At 45.9% G+C, this 20,081-nt stretch carries 16 protein-coding genes; 10 read left to right on the top strand and 6 right to left on the bottom strand.

Annotated elements, in window-relative coordinates; genetic code table 11:
- Nucleotides 1-51: 51 nt before the first annotated feature.
- Genes SGRA_RS09270 through SGRA_RS09280 form a run of 3 tightly spaced genes read right to left on the bottom strand, consistent with a single transcriptional unit; the run spans nt 52 to nt 1,348 of the window.
- Nucleotides 52-429 (bottom strand): protein-export chaperone SecB, encoded by a 378-nt coding sequence (locus SGRA_RS09270; protein WP_015692403.1) that lies wholly within the window; start codon nt 427-429, stop codon nt 52-54.
- Complete coding sequence (locus tag SGRA_RS09275; protein ID WP_015692404.1) at nt 426-758, bottom strand: hypothetical protein; 333 nt, start codon at nt 756-758, stop codon at nt 426-428. The genes SGRA_RS09270 and SGRA_RS09275 overlap by 4 nt, the downstream gene beginning before the upstream one ends.
- Entirely contained in the window at nt 755-1,348 is a 594-nt protein-coding gene (locus SGRA_RS09280) for a poly(ADP-ribose) polymerase family protein (protein WP_245538668.1), read from the bottom strand. The genes SGRA_RS09275 and SGRA_RS09280 overlap by 4 nt, the downstream gene beginning before the upstream one ends.
- A gap of 88 nt (nt 1,349-1,436) precedes the next feature.
- On the opposite strand from SGRA_RS09280, the gene SGRA_RS09285 reads away from it, so the two are divergent.
- The 9 genes from SGRA_RS09285 to SGRA_RS09330 all read left to right on the top strand — a co-directional run bounded on the left by SGRA_RS09285 (nt 1,437) and on the right by SGRA_RS09330 (nt 14,018).
- Entirely contained in the window at nt 1,437-2,540 is a 1,104-nt protein-coding gene (locus SGRA_RS09285) for an N-acetylmuramoyl-L-alanine amidase family protein (RefSeq protein ID WP_015692406.1), read from the top strand.
- Nucleotides 2,541-2,924: 384 nt separating this feature from the next.
- On the top strand, nt 2,925-3,893 hold the full coding sequence (locus SGRA_RS09290) for an MlaD family protein (protein WP_015692407.1): 969 nt from the start codon (nt 2,925-2,927) through the stop codon (nt 3,891-3,893).
- Nucleotides 3,894-3,897: 4 nt separating this feature from the next.
- Nucleotides 3,898-4,965: an MlaD family protein gene (locus SGRA_RS09295; RefSeq protein ID WP_015692408.1), complete on the top strand. Its 1,068-nt coding sequence runs from the start codon at nt 3,898-3,900 to the stop codon at nt 4,963-4,965.
- Nucleotides 4,966-5,237: 272 nt separating this feature from the next.
- Entirely contained in the window at nt 5,238-7,178 is a 1,941-nt protein-coding gene (locus tag SGRA_RS09305; protein WP_015692409.1) for an OstA-like protein, read from the top strand.
- 413 nt (nt 7,179-7,591) lie between these two features.
- Nucleotides 7,592-10,786, top strand: coding sequence for a protein translocase subunit SecDF (gene secDF / locus SGRA_RS09310; protein WP_245538669.1), 3,195 nt, complete (start codon nt 7,592-7,594; stop codon nt 10,784-10,786).
- 504 nt (nt 10,787-11,290) lie between these two features.
- Nucleotides 11,291-11,773 carry a transcription elongation factor GreA gene (greA, locus tag SGRA_RS09320; protein ID WP_015692412.1) on the top strand — a complete coding sequence of 161 codons (483 nt, stop codon included), beginning with the start codon at nt 11,291-11,293 and terminating at the stop codon, nt 11,771-11,773.
- A 271-nt stretch (nt 11,774-12,044) separates the two neighbouring features.
- On the top strand, nt 12,045-12,152 hold the full coding sequence (locus SGRA_RS20165) for a 30S ribosomal protein THX (protein WP_015692413.1): 108 nt from the start codon (nt 12,045-12,047) through the stop codon (nt 12,150-12,152).
- A 74-nt stretch (nt 12,153-12,226) separates the two neighbouring features.
- Nucleotides 12,227-13,093: an outer membrane beta-barrel protein gene (locus SGRA_RS09325; protein WP_148268316.1), complete on the top strand. Its 867-nt coding sequence runs from the start codon at nt 12,227-12,229 to the stop codon at nt 13,091-13,093.
- 109 nt (nt 13,094-13,202) lie between these two features.
- Complete coding sequence (locus tag SGRA_RS09330; protein WP_015692415.1) at nt 13,203-14,018, top strand: 2,3,4,5-tetrahydropyridine-2,6-dicarboxylate N-succinyltransferase; 816 nt, start codon at nt 13,203-13,205, stop codon at nt 14,016-14,018.
- 506 nt (nt 14,019-14,524) lie between these two features.
- Here the strand turns inward: SGRA_RS09330 and SGRA_RS09335 are convergent.
- The 3 genes from SGRA_RS09335 to SGRA_RS09345 form a co-directional block, all read right to left on the bottom strand.
- Entirely contained in the window at nt 14,525-16,327 is a 1,803-nt protein-coding gene (locus SGRA_RS09335; protein ID WP_015692416.1) for a lytic transglycosylase domain-containing protein, read from the bottom strand.
- Between the two features lie 269 nt (nt 16,328-16,596).
- On the bottom strand, nt 16,597-16,818 hold the full coding sequence (locus SGRA_RS09340; RefSeq protein ID WP_002658690.1) for a Sec-independent protein translocase subunit TatA/TatB: 222 nt from the start codon (nt 16,816-16,818) through the stop codon (nt 16,597-16,599).
- A gap of 169 nt (nt 16,819-16,987) precedes the next feature.
- The gene (locus SGRA_RS09345; protein ID WP_015692417.1) at nt 16,988-18,226 is read right to left on the bottom strand and encodes a M16 family metallopeptidase; all 1,239 of its coding nucleotides are present in this window, start codon (nt 18,224-18,226) and stop codon (nt 16,988-16,990) included.
- A 354-nt stretch (nt 18,227-18,580) separates the two neighbouring features.
- Here SGRA_RS09345 and SGRA_RS09350 point away from each other — a divergent pair, with 354 nt between their 5' ends.
- Nucleotides 18,581-19,801 (top strand): HD domain-containing protein, encoded by a 1,221-nt coding sequence (locus SGRA_RS09350; protein ID WP_015692418.1) that lies wholly within the window; start codon nt 18,581-18,583, stop codon nt 19,799-19,801.
- Nucleotides 19,802-20,081 lie beyond the last annotated feature (280 nt).

Consider the following 20,081-nt stretch of genomic DNA (forward strand, 5'->3'; position numbering starts at 1 on the left):
ATGCAAAAAGCGCAGGAGCAAATAGCTCCTGCGCTTTTTTGTAGATAAAGTCTACTGTTTAAATTCTGTAAAATTGATACTTGGTAGTAAAAGAGCTTTATAACCAGCATTCAAACTGAGTTGTCCGACAAAGGCCCTAAGAAAAGGGTAGGCAATAGCGGGCGCATTAACTCTTGGGAAATCAGATGTTTTGAATTGTTCATCAATATCCTCTTCGGTGGAAAAAATAGCCGTATAAACTACTTGTAGTTCATAGCCCTCTGGAACGAGCAAATTTAGATGAAATTGTATGTCGAAGCGTCTAGCTTGCTCGCTAGGATAGATTTGCTTAAAGCCAAGGTTTAGCTTAGCTTCAACTAGTTCAGTTGCTTTGGGGACATGCTTAAGATAAAACTCTGGAGCAATCGTTTTGCTTAATTTTAATTTCATGCGGCAGTCGTTAAAGAGTCTTGAGCATTAGTTTCATTATAACTAGGATAATTGCTAGATACTGTAGTGACTTCTGTATAGTAAATAGTTGTGCTTGCCTCTAGTGGAATAGATTCGACATCTTTGTCAACTAGGATAAAGCCTTGTTTAATACTTATAGCATTTGAGTGCTTTGTTGTGTTAGCTTGCTGAAGCATCTTTTCTTCTAAGGAAAGAGGAATAAACTCAATACCATCTTTTTCTAAAGAAGACATGAAATTTTCCTCAGTGATATTTTCAGCCTTTATGCGCTCATCTACACAAGCAGCCCAATCAATTTTTTCATTCATAATTTATCTATATTAGGGATAGTCTTGATTAGTTTAGTGGATTTTATAAGGGCAGTATCAAAAACAACTAAAAATGTACTGTTTGGAATTCTGCAATTAAAAAATTTAATTCTTTCTAGTTTATTTTTAACATAGAAATCCCCTGAAATTAGTGAGAAGTCAAATTTTAGAAGATTCCTTCCCCAATTGATAATTGTTCCATCTTTAAACATCTCCTTTGGCTTAAAGCCTCTTTTTGCTGTAGCAAAACTAAATTTTTGGAATCTGTCTCTAATAATATTGAAAAGAGCTATTCCATTAGGAGTATTAAGATCTAAGTAAAATCTAGAGTCCTCGGTAGGGATTTCAACTTCTACCATTAAAACAGCTCCTTCTGTATATTTATAAGACCCATTATCCCAAGCGCTTGCGATAGCCCATTCTTCTGCTTTTTCTTGAGGTTGAGGACAAGTTGCGGACTCAGTAAAAAAATAAACGCCATCCCCTAACCAATGATCATCCCCTTTACTGCGATTAAAACCCTTTTTTAGTATAGACTCTGCATCTTGTTTAGAAGTTCCATGATATACCGTAATTGTCTTTGCTAACATGGGCAAATTTGTGTTGAGTAGAAGATAAAGATACAATTTTTTTTTAGCCTCACAAAGCTGTACTTTTGCCCCTTAAAAAGAGAGACTTATGCCTTTTGCACTGCCTAATTTTTGGGGCCAACGGCCCTTGTTCAGCCTATTTTTATTGTTATTTTACTGCTTTTTGCCACAAATAGCCCTAGAAAAAGAAGGTCCTGCGATAAAGTCGGGTTTGCGCACGATTGTCATTGATGCGGGACATGGCGGTAAGGATAATGGTTCTTCTGGCGCCAAGGCCAAGGAAAAAGAAGTGGCCCTCAAAATTGCCCTTAAATTAGGGGGGTATATCAAAAAATATCTGCCCGATGTCAAGGTGGTCTATACCCGTAGCACCGATGTTTTTGTGCCCTTGCACGAGCGCTCTGAAATTGCCAACCGCCTAGGGGCCGACCTCTTCATTTCGGTGCATTGCAATTCTTTGCCCAAGCACAAAAAAAATATTCAGGGAACGGAGACTTTTGTCATGGGCTTGCACCGAGCCAAGGAAAATCTAGATGTGGCCAAAAGAGAAAATCGAGTGGTTTTGCTAGAAGATAATTACCAAAAACGCTATGGTGGCTATGATCCCAACTCTCCCGAGGGACATATTATGCTCTCTATGTACCAAAATGCCTACCTCAGCCAAAGTGTGCTTTTGGCCGAAAAAATTCAGGCGCAGTTTAAGGAAAGAGTGGGCCGAAAAAGCCGTGGGGTCAAACAGGCCGGCTTTGTGGTCCTCCGAGCAAGCAATATGCCCTCGGTTTTGGTCGAGACGGGCTTTTTGAGCAATGCTGCAGAAGAAAAATATCTCAATTCGGATAAAGGACAGGCTTATTTGGCCTCAGCCATTTTTAGAGCGATCCGCAGCTACAAAAAAATTATAGATAAAGGCAATGGCTATCAGGCCAATAATTTGCAGTTGCGGGTGCAGCTGGGCGCTTCTCCAAAACCTATTGCGGTGCATAAAGCCCCCTGGAGCAGCGTAGAAGAGCTAGAAGAAGAACAGGAAGATGGCCTTTACAAATATTTAACGGGCAATTATCCCTCTATGCTCGAGGCCGTTAAGGCTCAACGCTTTTGGCGCAGCAAAGGCTTTGATGGCGCCTTTGTGGTGGCCTACAAAAATGGCAAACGCATCTCGCTGGCCGAGGCCCGAAGCCTGCTTGCCAACTAATTGCCAACTTCTCAGCTATTTAAACACAAAAACTTTTATGTACCTTTGCCCTTTCAAGTTTTGGGGCCATTGGCTAAGGACTTTCCGCTCCTTTTTAGCTGAGGGATGTTTTGGGGCGTTACTCCTTACAGTCGTAGAAGACGGCTTGCAGCCTGCTTGTCGTTCTGCAGCTCGCTGATGTTTTGGGGCCTCCTACCTTCGGCAGGCGCTACGTTCTGCAGCTCGCAGGTCTGCTCGGCCCTTCGGCGGCAAAGCCGCCTCGGTCTGGCCTGACGGCCACTGCTCCACATCGGTTACTCCCTTTGGTCGTCGAACTGCGCCCCTTTGGGGCTGGTTGTGACCAAATGAGCCGCCCAATTTTTTGGACCAATTAGATACCTTAGTTTGGAAAATAGACGAAAATATATCTGGATCGGCATTGTCGCTTTTGTGGCGATCATTAGCTTTATTGTAATTTACCAACGCCTGCGATCTGTGCCCAGTATCAATCCAGAAACCACCCTTTATGCCGACTTTGATGAGGTGGGTAGCCTAGATATTGGCGCCTATATCTATTTGCATGGTATGGAGATGGGCTTTGTCAAAGCCATTGCTTTGCGCACAGATGGCAGCAGGAAAATTCGGGTGACCTTAGGCATTACGCCCGGAAAAAAGATTCCCAAAAATGTTATTGCCTATGCGCATGCACCTAGCCCCATTTCTAAGGATATGCTTTACCTCCGTTTGCAAAAGCCATATAAAGAAAATTGTGGACCAGAAGATTATCTCAAAGAAGGAGATGTGATTAAGGGCCGAAATAGCTCTTACCTCACCGATATTCGAGATATGGCCGCCCCTTATCTAGACCCCGTAGATAGCCTCTTGCAAGAGTGGTTTCCCACTTCCGATAGCCTGGTCCGAGCTGTACGCGAACTACAAGCCGATTTGGCCCAGTTTAGAGCAGCTACGGCTAAGGATAAGGAATTGAAGCTAAAAGGGCAGGCCGCTATTGGCGTCCTTCTCGATTTGAGAGATTTGGCCCAAAAAGTAGATGCCCAAGAGGCCACAATCAACCAAAAGATTAGTGAGTATAAGGAATTAACGGATCAGCTAGTGGCCGACTCTGTCATTCAGAAGATTCCCACTATGATCCCTACCGATATTCCCCTGCCCAACTTAGATAGTATTAACGCCAAGATTATTGCTGTACAAACCCTATTGGATAAGGTCGATAATCCTGCCGACAGCAGCAGTTATGCTTGGCTATTGCATGATGCCAAATTAAAGGCCGATATCAAGACCAAAACCGCCGAGATGGCTAGGCAAGTTCAAGAAATTCGCCAACATCCAGAGCGCTATATCAAACTAAATTAAAAGCATGAAAATTTCTAACGAAGTAAAGGTAGGTATCCTAGGGACCTTCTCTATTTTCCTACTCATCTGGGGGTACAATTTCCTAAAAGGGAACAATATCCTCTCCAATGATACCGTAATTACTGGCCGCTTTACTGCTGTAGATGGTTTGGCCGTAGGAGCTCCTGTAACTGTGAATGGTTTGCAGGTGGGCGCAGTTACGCATATGGAACTCGACCAGAAAAATCCCAAAGAAGTACTGGTAGAAATGCACCTTTATAATGGAGTAGATGTGCCCAAAACGGTAAAGCCCAAGTTGGTCACGCTCAGTATTATGAGCGGAAAGGCTGTTTCTATGGAGTTTGAAGGCAGCTGCTCTGGCGCCGATTGCCTGCAAACTGGCGATGAGGTCCGTGGAGAAGCCGGTAGCATGATTGATATGGCCCAAGAACTGATTGAGCCTTATATGGGCCGAATCGATTCTTTGACCCAAGCCTTTAAGGAGTTGGCCAAAAGCGAGGAGTCTGGCCTTAAAAAATCTGTACATGATGTACAAGCCAGTATCGAAAACCTTAAGGTGATTAGCCAGTTGCTTTCTGTTTTGCTAGAGCGCTCTACCAATAGCTTTGTCAATACGATGAGCCATATGGAGTCGATCACAGGCAATGTAAAAGCCAACAATGATCAAATTACGGCCCTGATGAGCAATTTGGCTACGCTCTCAGATGAATTGAAATCGGCCAAATTGTCGGAGACCCTAGGCGCTACTAAAAATACCGTAGAAGAATTTGGCCAATTGGCGGAAGGCATGCAGGGTACCTTGGCAGAAACCAACAAGCTGATGGCCCAATTGCAAGAATTGACCAACTTTAAGGACCAAGAAGGTCTGCTTTCTGCCTTGATGCACGATAAAGCCCTTTTGCAAGATGTAGAAAAAGCCATTGCAGAAATGAGCCTATTGATGGAGGATATTCGCCGCCACCCCGAGCGCTACCGCACGGTCTTGAGTGGCAAATACAAACCCTACGGCATGGGCAAAGCCTATAAGAAAGAGCAAAAGCTACTTGAAAAAGAGGCCAAAAAGAACAAATAAACAGGAGTTAATGGTCTAATAAAAGCCCAGAGAAATCGGTTTTGGCCGCTCTCTGGGCCCTTTTTTTGTAAACAGCCAAGCAAAAGTTGGTCTTTAGGGCCAAAAAAGAAGGCTTGGGCCAGTCGGCCTAGCGATGTGCAGGGGGGCGGCGAAGCCGCAGACCAAGGCGCTTTGCGCCGCAGGGCCGAGCAGACCTGCGAGCCCCGAAACGTAGCGCCGACGAGCGAAGCGAGGCGGAGGCCCCAAAAAAATAAGATAAAAAAAAGCAATCTATGCGTTATTTATTGCTCTGTTGTTTGTTGTTTTTGGGGCTAGAGAGCTATGCCCAAAGAGATAGCACAAACAGCGATACGAGCCGAGTGCAATTGCTCCACAGTAATAAGGGAAGAGGCGAAAGCCGGGCCGATGGCCGCTATTTATTTCTGGAAGGAGAGGTCCATTTTAAGCAAAAAGAGATGCACCTTTGGTGCGATACCGCCCAGCAGGCGCCCAATGACCAAGTGTTGGCCTACGGAGATGTGGAAATGCTGCAAGACGATAGCATTCGGGCCTTTTCGGATAGTTTGCGCTATGATGGAATAAAGCGGGAGGCGGAACTAAAAAATCAGGTGGTTTTGCAGGATAGCTCTATGACTTTATTTACTGATTATCTGCATTATGATTTGGCGCAAAAGAAAGCCAGTTATCCGCAGGGGGTATTGATTGTCTCGGATTCTAGCCAGTTGCAAAGTAAGCGGGGCTATTATGAGCTGGAGAGCAAAATGGCCTATTTTGTCGATTCGGTCCGCCTCAACCACCCCAAATATAAGTTGATTACCGACTCTATGGCCTTTAATACGGAGGAGGAAAAAAGCTATTTTTTGGCCCCTACCTATATGTATGATGATGAAAATCTGGTCTATTGCGAATCGGGGTATTATGATAATAAGGCCGAAAGGGCCGAACTGACGGGCTCGCCTTATTATTTGCAGCGCAAGGGCCAAAATAGTCGCCGCGCCTCTGCCGATACCATATTATACGTAGGCAGTGAGGATAGCTATTATTTGATTGGCAATGCCATTTTGGAGGAGGAAAGCCAAAAAGTATATGCCGATACGATTGTTCGGCGGGGGATGAAAGGCCGTTTTGAGTTTTTGGGCCATCCTCGTTTTGAGCGCAAGGGCAAAGAGGGAAATCAGGAAATTTTGGCTGGCGACTCTTACTATGATGAGGAAAAAGAGGCTATGGTGTTTCAGGATGGGGTAACGGCCAAGCGAGGCAGCCAAATTCTTCGGTCCGAAACCTTAGAGTATAGCGAGAGCCGCAAAGAGGCTTGGGCCAAGGGCCAAGTTATTTTGGAAGATACCGTAGAGCAAAGCCGTTTGATGGCGGGCTCGGTCTATTACAATGATTCGACGGGGCAGATGTTGGCCCAAGATCATCCGATTGCCCTGATGTTATTGGATGGCGACAGCCTTTGGATGACCGCCGATACCTTTCGGATGGAAAAAGACAGCGCTGGGGCCTATCAATTGCGGGCCTATCATCAGGTGCAGGTCTTTAAGTCCGATATTCAGGCTTTGGGCGACTCTTTGGTCTACAATGAAGCCGATTCGCTTTTTGAGCTGCGGGGAAATCCCCGAATTTGGCTGGATTCGGTGCAGTTTACCGCCGATACTTTGCGGGGCCGCTTGGCCGATCAGTCCTTGCAAGAGCTCTTTTTGCTCCAGCATGCCTTTATGGCCTCGAGCAAAGAGGAGGTTTATTTCAATCAGATCAAGGCCAGAGATATTCGGGCGCATTTCCAAAATAATGAGTTGCAGCGGGCCGATATTCAGTACAATGGCGAAATGGTGTATTATGCCCTAGACGAGCAGGGCCGCTATGCGGGCGTCAATGATATGGATTGCTCGGATATGCAGGTTCGTTTTAAGGAGCGGAACGTCGATCGCATCAAGTTTATGGGCCAACCCAAGGCCGTTTTGTACCCCATGGGCCAAGTTAAGCACGAAAAACTTCAGCTCAAGGGCTTCAAATGGCTAGAGGCCGAGCGCCCAAAAGATCGTTGGAGCTTGACGGGCCCTTATGCCTGGGGGCTAAAAGCGGCGGCCTTGCCCGAAATTCCGCCAGCAGCCAGCCCAAATGAAATTCCCGAACTCGAGGAGCCCAAAGAAAAGCCCAGCCTCAGCCCAGAGGAGCTTTCTAATCAAAAACGTCGAGGAGGAAAGAAGTAGGGGAGGGGTTTGGGGCCTCCTGCCTTCGGCAGGCGCTACGCTTTGGGGCTCGCAGGTCTGCTCGGCCCTGCAGCCCTTCGGGCTTTGGTCTGGCCCTTCGGGCCACCCCGCCGCATCGCTAGGCCGTTTGGCCTACGGCCAGGCGCTTCGCGCCTCTTATTCCTTTAGACCATCAGGGGCTTAGTGGCCCCAGTTGTTTTTAAATGAGCAGCTTAGTTAGTAATTTGCTGAAATGCTTTTAACTTAGAATAATTTTTTTATCCCACGCAAAAAGTTCTATATTTGCAAGCCAAAATAGGCGCACTGCGCCTATATGTTTTTTTATACAAACTATATTGAGAAACTAAATCAGAGCCCCATGATCGGGCCAAATATTGGCCAAACAGACAGCTTACTTTAGTTTCTAAAACCTATTGAATTACGCTAAAACCATGCAAGGGAAAAGTTTCGTAAAGTTCTTTACGATTGCGTTAGTCCTGGTCATTTCGTACATCTTCTTTTTGATGATTCCGACCAGCGGTATCGAGCGCAGTGCAAGCGAATTTGCTAAAGCGGCAACGGATAGCATTCAGGACCAAGAACTTAAGGCTGTACAATACGATATGGCCCAACAGTACTTCCTCGATTCTATTTCTGAGGAGCCCGTCTTGAATCTAGGATTCAAATCATACTCTTATCAAGAGCTCAAGCGCAGCCAGTTGGCTTTGGGTTTGGACTTGAAAGGCGGTATGAGTGTTGTCCTTCAAGTAGATTTGCAAGAGTTGATTAAGACCTTGGCCAACAAAACTTCTGATGAGAACTTTCAGAAGGCATTGGCCAACGCCAAAGCTGCACAGTCTACCGCTCAGGTAGATTTTGTAACCTTGTTTGGTCAAGAATATGCCAAAGTGAGCGACAAGCCTTTGGCGCGCTTCTTTGGAACTACCGAAAAACTGGAGGGCATCAATATCAACTCAACGAATGAGGAAGTATTGACGGCCATCCGTTTGGAGGCTTCTAAAACGGTAGAGCGCACCTTCAATCTATTGAAGCAGCGTATTGATAAGTTTGGTGTGGCCCAACCTGTGGTTTCACTAGATAAGTCTACTGACCGTATTACTGTTGAATTGCCTGGTGTGCGCAGTCCTAAGCGGGCTCGTGAGTTCTTGCAAGCTACGGCTAGTCTAGAATTCTGGGAAATGTACACTGCTGTTGAGCTTTTGGGCCAACAAACTGCTGGTCCTTTGGTCAACCTCAATGAGGCCCTAAAAGGCAGCAAATACGATAAGAGCGAGCCTGCTGTAGGTACAGCTGCTCCTCAGCCTGATTCGGCAGCCTTGGCTTATATTGAAGAAGTAAAGGCCGACACTAGCCTAGATGAGGCGGTTAAGCAGGCTAAAATTGACTCTGTCAATGCTAGCTTTGCCGCTACTGCCGTAACAGATTCTACTAATCCTGGTCCTTTGTTTAAGGTTATGGGCTTTGCTCCTCCTCAGACAGAAAAAGACCCTTATGTAGGCTATACTCAGGTAAAAGATACTGCAGAAGTGATGGACATGCTCCGTTCTGCAGAAGCGCAGCGCATCTTGCCTAAAGATGTTCGTTTCGCTTGGGATTCTAAAGTACAGAAATCAGAAGATGGTGGCCGTTTGGTTCAGTTGTTTGCCTTGCGCACTCGTGGCCAAGATGAGGCAACACTATCAGGTGAGCGGGTAGTTTCTTCTCGTGCTACTCAGAATCCTTCTGGTGCAGGTTATGCTGTTTCTCTAGACATGGACAATGAAGGGGCGCGTAAGTGGAAGAAAATGACGGAAGAAAACGTTGGCTTCTGCGTAGCGGTAACCCTAGACAACAAAGTATATTCTTACCCTCGTGTAAATGAGGCTATCCCTAATGGTAGCACAAGTATCTCTGGAGACTTCTCGGCTACAGATGCTAGTGACTTGGCCAATATTCTAAGTATTGGTAAGTTGCCTGCTACACCTGAAATTATTGAAGAAGCTATCGTTGGTCCTAGCTTAGGACAGGCTACGGTAAATGCAGGTCTTTTTGCCCTAGTGATTGGATTCTTGTTGGTGCTTATCTTTATGTTGGTTTACTATGCTAAGGCGGGTATTCTAGCTGTATTGGCCCTCTTCCTCAACATCTTCTTTATCTTGGGTTGTTTGGCCTCTTTTGGTACTGTACTGACGCTACCTGGTATTGCTGGTATTGTATTGACCATTGGTATGGCTGTGGATGCCAACGTAATTATCTTTGAGCGTATTCGAGAAGAATTGCGAGCTGGGCAGCACTGGAAAGAAGCTATCCTTTCGGGTTTCCAACACTCTTATTCAGCAATTATTGATGCCAACGTTACTTCATTTGTTACGGCCCTTATCCTCTTCCAATATGGTTTAGGTCCAATCAAAGGTTTTGCTACGGTATTGATGATTGGTGTAGCTTGTTCGGTATTTACTGCGGTATTGTTTGGCCGCTTGTTGTTTGACCGTTACTTGGTCAATAACAAAGAGGTATCTATTTGGACCGGAAGCACCAAGAATGTTTTGGCCAATGTAAGCTTTGACTTTATTGGCAAGCGTAAAATTGCTTATGCTGTTTCTGGCCTTTTGTTGATTGCTGGTATTGCTTCTATGGCTACTCAAGGTTTTGAGTTGGGTGTAGACTTCCAAGGTGGTCGCTCTTATACCGTAGAGTTCCCTCAGCAAGTAGAGGTCTCTCAATTGAAGGAGGAGCTAGTTAAAGCATTTGATGGCTATGATAAGAATGTAGTAAAGACCTTTAACCAAGGCAACCAAGTGAAAATTACTACTTCTTTCATGCAGGAAAAAGAAGGGCGAGAAGCAGATGCTGAAGTATTGACTAAGCTTCACCAAGCTTGTAAAGCCTATTCTTCTGCCGATGTAGCTTATGAGGCTTTTGCCGCAGGTAAAGCACCTAATGTAACAGAAGCTGGCTTGTACTTGACGGCCTCTTCTAAAGTAGGTCCTACTATTGCAGATGATATTCGTCAGTCTGCTTTCTGGGCTTCATTGCTTTCTTTGCTCTTTATCTTTAGTTACATCTTTATCCGCTTCCGCAGATGGCAGTTCTCTGTAGGTGCTATTGCGGCCCTATTCCATGATGTACTTTTGGTTTTGGGTATCTTCTCTTTGTTCAAAGGTATTATGCCTTTCTCTATGGAGATCGACCAAGCCTTTATTGCTGCTATTTTGACCATCATCGGTTACTCGATTAACGATACCGTAATTGTATTTGACCGTATTCGGGAAACTGCAACGAATGAGGGGGAAAGCAAAGGAATTAAGGATATCGTTAACCAAGCAATTCAGAGTACAGTAAGCCGTACTTCAATTACCTCATTGACTACATTTTTTGTAGTGGCCATCTTGTTCTTCTTTGGTGGTGATGGCATCAGTGGTTTTGCTTTTGCCTTGTTGATTGGTGTAATTGTCGGTACTTACTCTTCTATGTTTATTGCGTCTCCTATTGTAGTAGATACAACTAAAGATGCTAGCTCATTGAAATATACCGAGTACGTTTCTGATTATGCTGAAGGCGCAGAAGATGCTGAAAGCAGCACTGGTGACGAACTAGATGAACTAGAAAACGAAGAAGAAAAAGCTTAGGCTTTTCCACTTATATAGTTTGTAAAAAGTCTCTAGGCCAGCATTGGCTTAGGGGCTTTTTCTTTTGGAGTGTACAGGCCCGTCAGGGCCGCAGGCCTAGTGATGTGAAGGGGTGGCCCGTAGGGCCAGACCAAAGCCGCCCTTGGCGGCTGAAGGGCCGAGCAGACCTGCGAGCCCCGCAACGTAACGCCGAGGAGCGCAGCGAGGCGGAGGCCCCAAAGCATTAAGTTCTGAAGAACCCAAACTCTATTGTCGTGGATAAGGACTAAGGCTTTAAAAACTTGCAAGAGCAAAATAAAACTGCTATATTTGTTAGCAGACAACAGTAGGAACGGTCAACTCAATGGAGTTGGGCGTTCTTTACTTATTTTATGTAGTAGATAAACTACATAATTGATGCGGAGGCCGTTTCTTGATCTAGAGGAACGTCCTTTATTTTTCTGTCAAAAACAAACGGAATTTACTGCTTGGCCCAATAGCCGAACAGCTAAAAATTGAAAAAATATGTCTAAGCAAATTTCTTATATGACCCGCGAGGGCTATAATAAGCTGAAAAAAGAGTTGGAAGAACTCAAAACCGTAGAACGCCAAAAGGTGGCTCAGCAAATTGCTGAGGCTCGCGAAAAGGGCGACCTTTCTGAAAATGCCGAATATGATGCGGCCAAGGAAGCACAAGGCTTATTAGAGCTCAAAATTAACCAAATGGAGGCCGTTATGGCCAATGCCCGCATTGTTGATGGAGCCGATTTGGATGCCTCTAAGGTGGTGGTGCTTTCTACCGTGAAAATGAAAAACCTCAAGACCAAAAAGACCATGAGCTATACCCTGGTCTCTGAGTCAGAAGCCGACCTTAAGGCCAAGAAAATATCTGTTAACTCTCCTATTGGCAAAGGCCTTTTGGGCAAAGCCGTCGGTGAAGTAGCCGATATACAAACCCCCGCCGGCATTATGCAGGTGGAAATCCTAGATATTAAGATTGATCTCTAGAAGAATAGCTCAACTGTAAAAGCCGTTTGGAATTAGCCAAACGGCTTTTTTTTGGCCCAAATGCCAAGCATAATTTTGAAATAAAGTTATTTCTCGCATAAAAAAAGTGTAAACTATTTTAGCAATTTAGTCGCTAAGCGCTTATATTTGGAAACGATACACGATTTCATCTGGTCTAAGATTGGTCTTCAACCACTAATTAAAGTAAAGGGAAAAATCCTGCATCTGGCCCATCTTGGACCTCTTTCACCTTCATCAAAATCTACCGATTATGGGAAAAGGAGACAGAAAAACCAAAAAAGGCAAATTCTACTTAGGCAGCTATGGCGTTTCAAGGCCCAAAGCCGCTAAAGTCAGAAAACGAAAACAGAAAAATTAGCAGCCTAGCTGCTATCAGCTTATGGCCCCAAATTTATTTGGGGCCTTTTTCAAACAATCTAAACTGATTTTATTATGATGAAGCGCACTGCACTTTTTAGCTTCTTGAGCTTGTTCTTGCTCGCAGGATTTGGCCTTAAGGCACAAACTGGTCCCTATGCTCGCTTGGGCGTAGGCTACGGTATGGGAGCAACTACAGACCAATTGGGAACTACTTATGTAGAAGATGCTAATGGTGATTTTACAGAAGAAAATATTTATGGCACCTATGGTGGTGGCTTTGATGTTAATCTAGATCTAGGCTATAACTTTAGCCAAAATTTTGGCTTTGGTTTAGGGGTGGATTATCTATTTGGAAGCACGGTAACCAGAGATGAGTATACTGACCCTTCGCAAACTTCAATGACTGAAGTTTATACCCGCCAATTGCGCCTATCGCCCAATTTTACTGTTCGTGGAAATAATGAAGGCATGGTACAACCTTATGGTGGTTTGGGCCTTGTTATTCCTGTTACAGGAACTACATATTCTAATACAGAAGATGTGTATACCGGAATTAGTGGTACTGCTACTCAAAAAGTAGAGACTAAAGGACAGTTTACCCTAGGTTATGAAGCTTTTGCCGGTGTTTACTTCAAAGTACCCAACGATAAGGTGCGCATCTTTGCCGAACTCCGCTACACGGGCCTACGTATTCGGGCTAAAGAAGCAGAGATCGTAGAACTTATGCAGCCTGATATGTCTACAGGGACTATTATTGATGTCATCGATCTAAGACCAGATCCTTATACCGAAATTAACTTCGTAGATGAAATTGATCAGGATACAAATGCAAATAGAAATGCAGGTGACCCTATCGAACAACTTAGAACATCTACCAACTTTAGCAGCTTTGGAATCCAAGTTGGAGTAGCTATGAGCTTTGGTGGCGATGAGGAGTAATCTCCAATAGCCTAAATTTTAAAATAGATGCCTTCTTCCAAGGGCATCTATTTTTTTTTGCCTTAGACTTCCCTATTTTAGCCATCATTATTACAATCAATTATAAGTTATGAAAGTATTTCAAGAGGCTATTGAGGCCGCCTGGGACAATAGAGAGTTACTCAAAGAAGCCAAAACACAAGAACTCATTCGTGAGGTAATTGACCTACTCGATAAGGGCGTTGTGCGCGTAGCTGAACCTACAGCAGATGGCTGGACCGTCAATACTTGGGTGAAAAAAGCCGTGGTGCTTTATTTCCCTATCCAAAAAATGGAGACGATTGAAGTGCCTCCTTTCGAGTTTCACGATAAAATTCCACTCAAAACCAATTATGCCGAACTTGGCGTTCGGGTGGTTCCGCATGCTATTGCTCGCCATGGCGCTTTTTTGGCCCCTTCGGTCATTATGATGCCTAGCTATGTCAATATTGGCGCTTATGTGGATGCTGGCAGTATGGTCGATACCTGGGCCACGGTGGGTTCTTGTGCCCAAATTGGCAAGAATGTACACCTTAGCGGTGGCGTGGGCATTGGTGGCGTATTAGAGCCCCTACAAGCCGCTCCCGTGATTATTGAGGACAATTGCTTTATTGGCTCTCGCTCTATTGTGGTAGAAGGGGTGCACATTGAAGAAGAAGCCGTTTTGGGCGCTAATGTAGTCATTACGCAATCCACAAAAATTATTGATGTTTCTGGTCCAGAACCGATCACTTATAAGGGCCGAGTGCCCGCCCGCTCTGTCGTGATTCCCGGTAGCTATACCAAGGAGTTTCCCGCAGGCAGCTATCAGGTGCCTTGTGCCCTAATTATTGGCAAGCGCAAAGAGAGCACCGACAAAAAGACCTCGCTCAATGATGCCCTTCGCGAGCATAATGTAGCGGTTTAGTTCTTTTTTTTGGGGCCTGCCGCCTTCGGCGGCCGGGCCCCTACAAGGCTCGCAAGCCTGCTCGGCCCTGCGCTTCGGTGCTACGCACCTTCGGTTACTCCCTTTGGTCGTTGAACTGCGCCCTAAAGGGCTTGTTCTGGTCTGGCCTGACGGCCACCTTTTCGGGCCCCTAGGCCTGCGGCCCTTCGGGCCTGTAGGACGCCAAAGCGGTATTCCTCGCTGCGCTCCTCATTCGCTAAAATAACCCGCCCACCCACCCCTCTGCGAGATTCCTTAAGGAATCTCTTGGGGCGGCTGGGCCAAAGAAAAAACGCCAGAGATCTAGATCTCTGGCGTTTCTATTTACATTCCTACAGGCCCTTTAGGGCCGCAGGCCTAGCGATGTGCAGCAGTGGCCGTCAGGCCAGACCCAGCAAAAAACTTGTTTTTTTGCGCAGGGCCGAGCGAACAGCGAGCTGCGAAACGTAGCGCCCGCCGAAGGCGGGAGGCCCAAAAACATGATGAACCTACTCTTGCTCCATCACCGCTGGAGGAACAGAAGCTGCAGTACGAACGCGCAAAACTCTGGCGCGGCTACGGCTTTGGTCCAAAATATCATTGGTGCTTTGTAGCTCTACCTCATTCCACTGGCTATTGTCTCCCTTGGCTGTAGCCTCAGGCGTTTTAGGCAGCTCTTCCTTGGGCGTAGAGATCTCTTCTTTAGCCACTTTAATAGCTGGCTGGGCCGTAATAGGCGCCGAGCTAGCCGTTGTTTTTTCATCATTTAGTGGCTCGGTAGCAGCAGCCCCCACAAAACCATAACTTCTAAGGCGGCGGCCACGACTGCGGTCCTGCAAAGCGGGACGCTCAATAGCTTGGCGGCGCTGTTCTACAGCGACCTTCTGCTCGGCCTTGGGTTGTGCTCTAATTGTTTCTTCTTCTAGCAAAACGGTCTTGCCATCAATGTTCGTATAACGGCGACGGGCCGCTACAGCTCCTGCCTGAGGCACCTTAGCCGCCACTTCCGTCTGCTCACTAGTGCCCAAATAAACCGAAGAGGTTTTGGCCTCTTGCTTCTCATTGAGCCCCACCACCTTTAAGGCAGCAATAGAAATTCCAGAAACCTGCTTTTTGTTACGGGCCAACAACTCTACATTTACCCTATGCTCTCTCAAACCGATCAAATCGCCAGCATAAGGCTGATAATCAGCAGGCAATTCGTTCCAAAACAAAATATCCTCAACAGAACAGCGGTAGGCCTTGGCCAAACGCTTGAGGTCCTGGGGCGACTGAATGCGACGAACGGCTCTCAAGGGATTTTCTTTTTGCATCTCTACAATGCGGTTAAAAGCCCGAGTATAGGCTCTTTCTTTGGCCACAATACGAGCCGGAAGAACCAAAATTTGCGCATCCTTATCCTTGGGGACATAGTTGCGGCGATAAGAAGGATTGAGCAACTTCAAGGTATCTAGACTAATGTCTAACTCCTCGGCCAATTTGCGCAAAGACTGCCCGCCTTCAATATGCAAACTGTCTGTAAGCACCAAATCCTGAGACAGCTGCTGCGGAATCAACTGATGCTCCTGATAATACTCTCCAACATAAACCATGGCCATAAAGAAAGGCACATAGCGCTGGGTCTCTCTTGGCAAATACTTGCGTGCTGCCCAGAAATTTTTGCTACCCGCCCGCTTAACTGCGCGGTCTACTCGGACCGGGCCACAGTTATAGGCCGCCATGGCCAAAGCCCAATCGCCATAGCGATTGTACAAACGACGAAGCAATTTTGCCGCCGCTTCCGAGGCCTTATGCGTGTCGCTGCGCTCATCTACATAAGTATTGATGCGCAAATCGAAAATGCGACCCGAGCTAGGAATAAACTGCCAAAGCCCCACCGCACTAGCCACCGAACGAGCTGTTGGGTTAAGATGCGACTCGACAATCGCCAAGTATTTTAGGTGATGAGGGACATCATGGGCAGCCAAATGCTCTTCAAAAATAGGAAAGTACATTTTACTGCGACCCAAAATGGCCTCCGTGCTGTTTCGGTATTTTCCCGTGCGAATCAAAATCCGCTCCTTGGTCAAAGGATCTAAACGGTAGTCAATCGCTCCAGAAAGCGCCTTGAGCCGATCCTTATATTCTGTATCCGAAAACTCCGGAAAGTCATTGAGCAAATTGGTCATCAAGCGGCTCAAACTATCCACAAAGGGAGCATCCTCTTGAAAACTATTGGGAATGAGGTCCTTGTCTGGCGAAGCCTGCAATTGCCCTTGTCCAAAAGTGAACAAAAAGGCAAAAATAAATAGGCGGTAGAAAGTCCGTCTCATAAGATTTTAAATTGATATCGAACAAAAACTTGCAAAAAGAAAAAAGAGCAAAAGCCCTATGCAAGCCCTAGTGAAAATTCACTAAATCGTTTGAAAATGGGGAAGGGTGACCAAAACATGTCTAATTTATCATTTTTTTTGAAAAATTAGCTGCAATGGCTTGATTTTAAGCCCAAAAGCCCCTAGCATAAATAGGAAATGGTAACTTCCACAACAATTTGTTGCAAAAGTTACCATTTTAAATCTAAAGAGTAAGGCAAAAAATCGACTTAAGATTTTTCATACTCCTTCTTGCTCTCCTTGGGTTCTTCGTTAATGCCAGCTTCTAGCTCTTTCGATACTTTATTTTTAGCATCGTTGAACTCGCGGATGCCACTCCCTAACCCACGCATGAGTTCAGGAATTTTTTTACCGCCGAAAAGAAGAAGAATGGCCACTAAAACGATGATCATTTCTGGACCGAAGAAGCTCAATAATAATATAGCGTTCATAAGGCAATGATGATTTATATGCACTTAGATAGTGAAAGCCGCCTGAGGTGGAATGTATCCCCTAAACATTTTTTGGCTTTCAATACCCTGCAAAGGTACAGTATTTTTTTTGATTGAAAGAATTTCCCTCCTCGGGCTTCCCTTTTCGCTATGTTAAAGCGATAGCAGCCTAAGCCTTAGGCAGGTAGTAAAGCACAGAGGCCTTTTCTTGCTGAAAGAGGAATTGGGCCTGCAACTGTAGCTGCTTGGCTGTAATTTGCTGATAATAATCGGCCTCTTCATTGATCAATTGGGCCTGCCCCAATAGTTCATAGTAGCCCAAACTCAAGGCTTTCTGAAATGGCCGAATTTCCCCAAATAAGAGGTTGTGCTCAGTGTTGTTTTGCAACTTTTGTAGCTGCTCCTCACTAATGGGCTGGGCCTTAAATTCTTCTAAAGCAGCCCAAACAGCCTGCTCGGCCTGCTCAATGTCTACCCCATCTTGCAATTTTCCCTCAATCACAAATAGTCCAGCCTCTACCGTGCCCGTAATGTATACATCCAGCTCGCTAAAGAGCTTTTGCTGCTTGACCAATTGCCGAACCAGCAATGAAGAATCACTCAAACCCAATATATCTGATAAGAGGTCTTCTAAATAATAGGCGGTTTCTAAACGAGCCGCCGCCGGAAAAGCCATGTAGAGGGCCGCATCGGTCACATTGGCCCGATGCACTTTTTTGCGCCCTACTAGCTGCGGCGGCTCGGCCGCATAGGCTGGCCGCTTGACGGCCCCTCTCGGAATATGCCCAAACCAATGTTCTACCCGCTCCAGTACTTCTTCGGCCTTGATCTTGCCCGAAATCGATAAAACGGCATTGTTGGGACAATAGTAGTTTACATAAAATTCACGCACTTCTTCTAAAGAAGCAGCCTCAATATGCTCAAAACTTTCCCCAATTACGGGCCGCTTATAAGGATGTTCCTTAAAGGCCAAATCCCCCAAAATATGCCACAAATCTCCATAGGGCTCTTCCAGGCAACTCTCCTTAAATTCTTCCACCACCACCCGCTTTTCTTTCTGCAAAGGCTGCGGCTCTATACAAAGGTTTTGCATGCGGTCCGCCTCCAACCAAAGCCCCAAATCTAGGTTCTGATAAGGCAAAATGTCATAAAAAACAGTCATGTCTTGGTTGGTAAAGGCGTTGTTTTCGCCCCCAGCCAATTGTATTAATTGGTCAAAATTGGGCGCATGCTGAGAACCCGCAAACATCAAATGCTCAAATAAATGCGCAAAGCCACTGCGGCCAGGCAATTCATCTTTGCTACCCACTTCATAGTTCATACAAAGCGTGAGCATGGGGCTGCTGGGGTCTTCCTGCAAGAGTACACGCAAGCCATTTGCTAGCTGATATCTTTTATAATTAATCATTTCTTTTTTTGTTTTTGGGGCCTCCTGCCTTCGGCAGGCGGTTACTCCCGTTGGTCGTCGAACTGCGGACTAAAGTCCTTGTTGTCGTTCCGCAGCTCGCTGCTGTTTTGGGGCCTCCTGCCTTCGGCAGGCGCTACGTTCCGCAGCTCGCTGTTCGCTCGGCCCTGCGCAGGCAAAGCCTGCTTGGTCTGGCCTGCGGCCACTGCTGCACATCGCTAGGCCATTGGGCCGCCCAATATTAATTGCTTAAACAACTCGCCTATGCCCTTGTTTAGGCTGGGCCAAGATAAGACAAGAAAAGCAGCAAACTTTGATTATCTTACTCTATCTAAGGTAAGACTAAATTTTTAACTAATGACGAATAAAGCCTACCCCAAGTTATTTAATGACCCCATTTATGGATTAATTGAGCTCCCTAAAGGCCTGCTGCTGGAGCTTGTCGAGCATCCCTTTTATCAACGACTGCGCCGCATTGGGCAGTTGGGCTGGGCGCATTATGTTTATCCCGGCGCCACCCACAGCCGATTTAGCCACTGCCTTGGCGCCTATTATTTGATGCGAAAAGCGCTGGGCCATTTGCAGCGCAAGGGCATAGCACTTTCTGAGGCCGAAATGGAGGCCTGCTCTGCCGCTATTTTATTGCATGATTTGGGCCATGGCCCTTTTTCTCATAGCCTAGAGTACGAACTGCTCGATATTGCCCATGAAGAGATTTCTTTGGCCCTAATGCAAGAGCTAAATGAGCAGATGCAAGGCCGCCTAGATTTGGCTATCGCCATTTTTAAGGGAGAATATAAACGCCCATTTTTACAGCAGTTGGTTAGTGGCCAACTGGATATGGACCGCATGGATTACCTCAACAGAGATAGCTTTTATACAGGCGTAGCCGATGGTATTGTGAGCTATGACCGCCTCTGCCAATTGCTAACCGTAGCCGATGAACAACTGGTTTTAGAACAAAAGGCCATTTATTCTATTGAGCGCTTTTTGATGGCCCGCCGCCTGATGTATTGGCAGGTCTATTTGCACAAAAATAGTATTTCCACTAGCCAACAATGCCTAAAGATGATGCAGCGGGCAAGACAGCTCAAAGGAGCAGGGAAAAATTGGCGAATTTCTTCGGCCCTGGCGTTTTTCTTGGACCATAAATATACTAAGGCGGAGTTTTGGGCCAATCCCAAGCCCATCCTGGCCCAATTCAATCAGTTAGATGATAGCGATATCTATCAGGCGATTAAGTGTTTTGCCCAAGATGATGATTTTGTGCTCTCCTTTTTGGCCCAAGGCCTGCTCCATCGGCAGTTGTTTAAAATTGAGCTGCAAGACCAAGCTTTTGCCCCCGCTCAACTGGCCCAAATAGGAGAGGAGCTGCTCCAAAAATACCCCATAACAGAAGAAGAACTCCCCTTTTTATTATATCAGGGCCAACAAGAATTACAGGCCTATACGGCCAAGCAAAAAGCCATTTTGGTCCAAAATAAAGCCAAGCAATTGTTGCCGCTTTCGGCTTGGCCAGAACTAGAACTGCCCACCAAGGTCTTGCGGAAATATTACCTTTCTTATCCTAAGCGCTAGACCAATTGCTTATACTAAGCCTTCATTAATGAAGCCTAGGGCAGCGCGGGACTATCGGCCTAGCGATGTGCAGCAGTGGCCGCAGGCCAGACCGAGCCGCTGAAAGCGGCGAAGGGCCGAGCAGACCTGCGAGCTGCGAAACGTAGCGCCTGCCGCAGGCAGGAGGCCCCAACCCCCTATCATTATAAAAATATTTATATTTAATAGTTGAAGGTCGAATAAGTGGCGAAAAAAGCGGCGCTTGTATTTTTTTTGGGTCAAAATCATTTTAAATTGTAGA

This window comes from Saprospira grandis str. Lewin (genome assembly GCF_000250635.1).
GTDB classification, from domain to species: domain Bacteria; phylum Bacteroidota; class Bacteroidia; order Chitinophagales; family Saprospiraceae; genus Saprospira; species Saprospira grandis.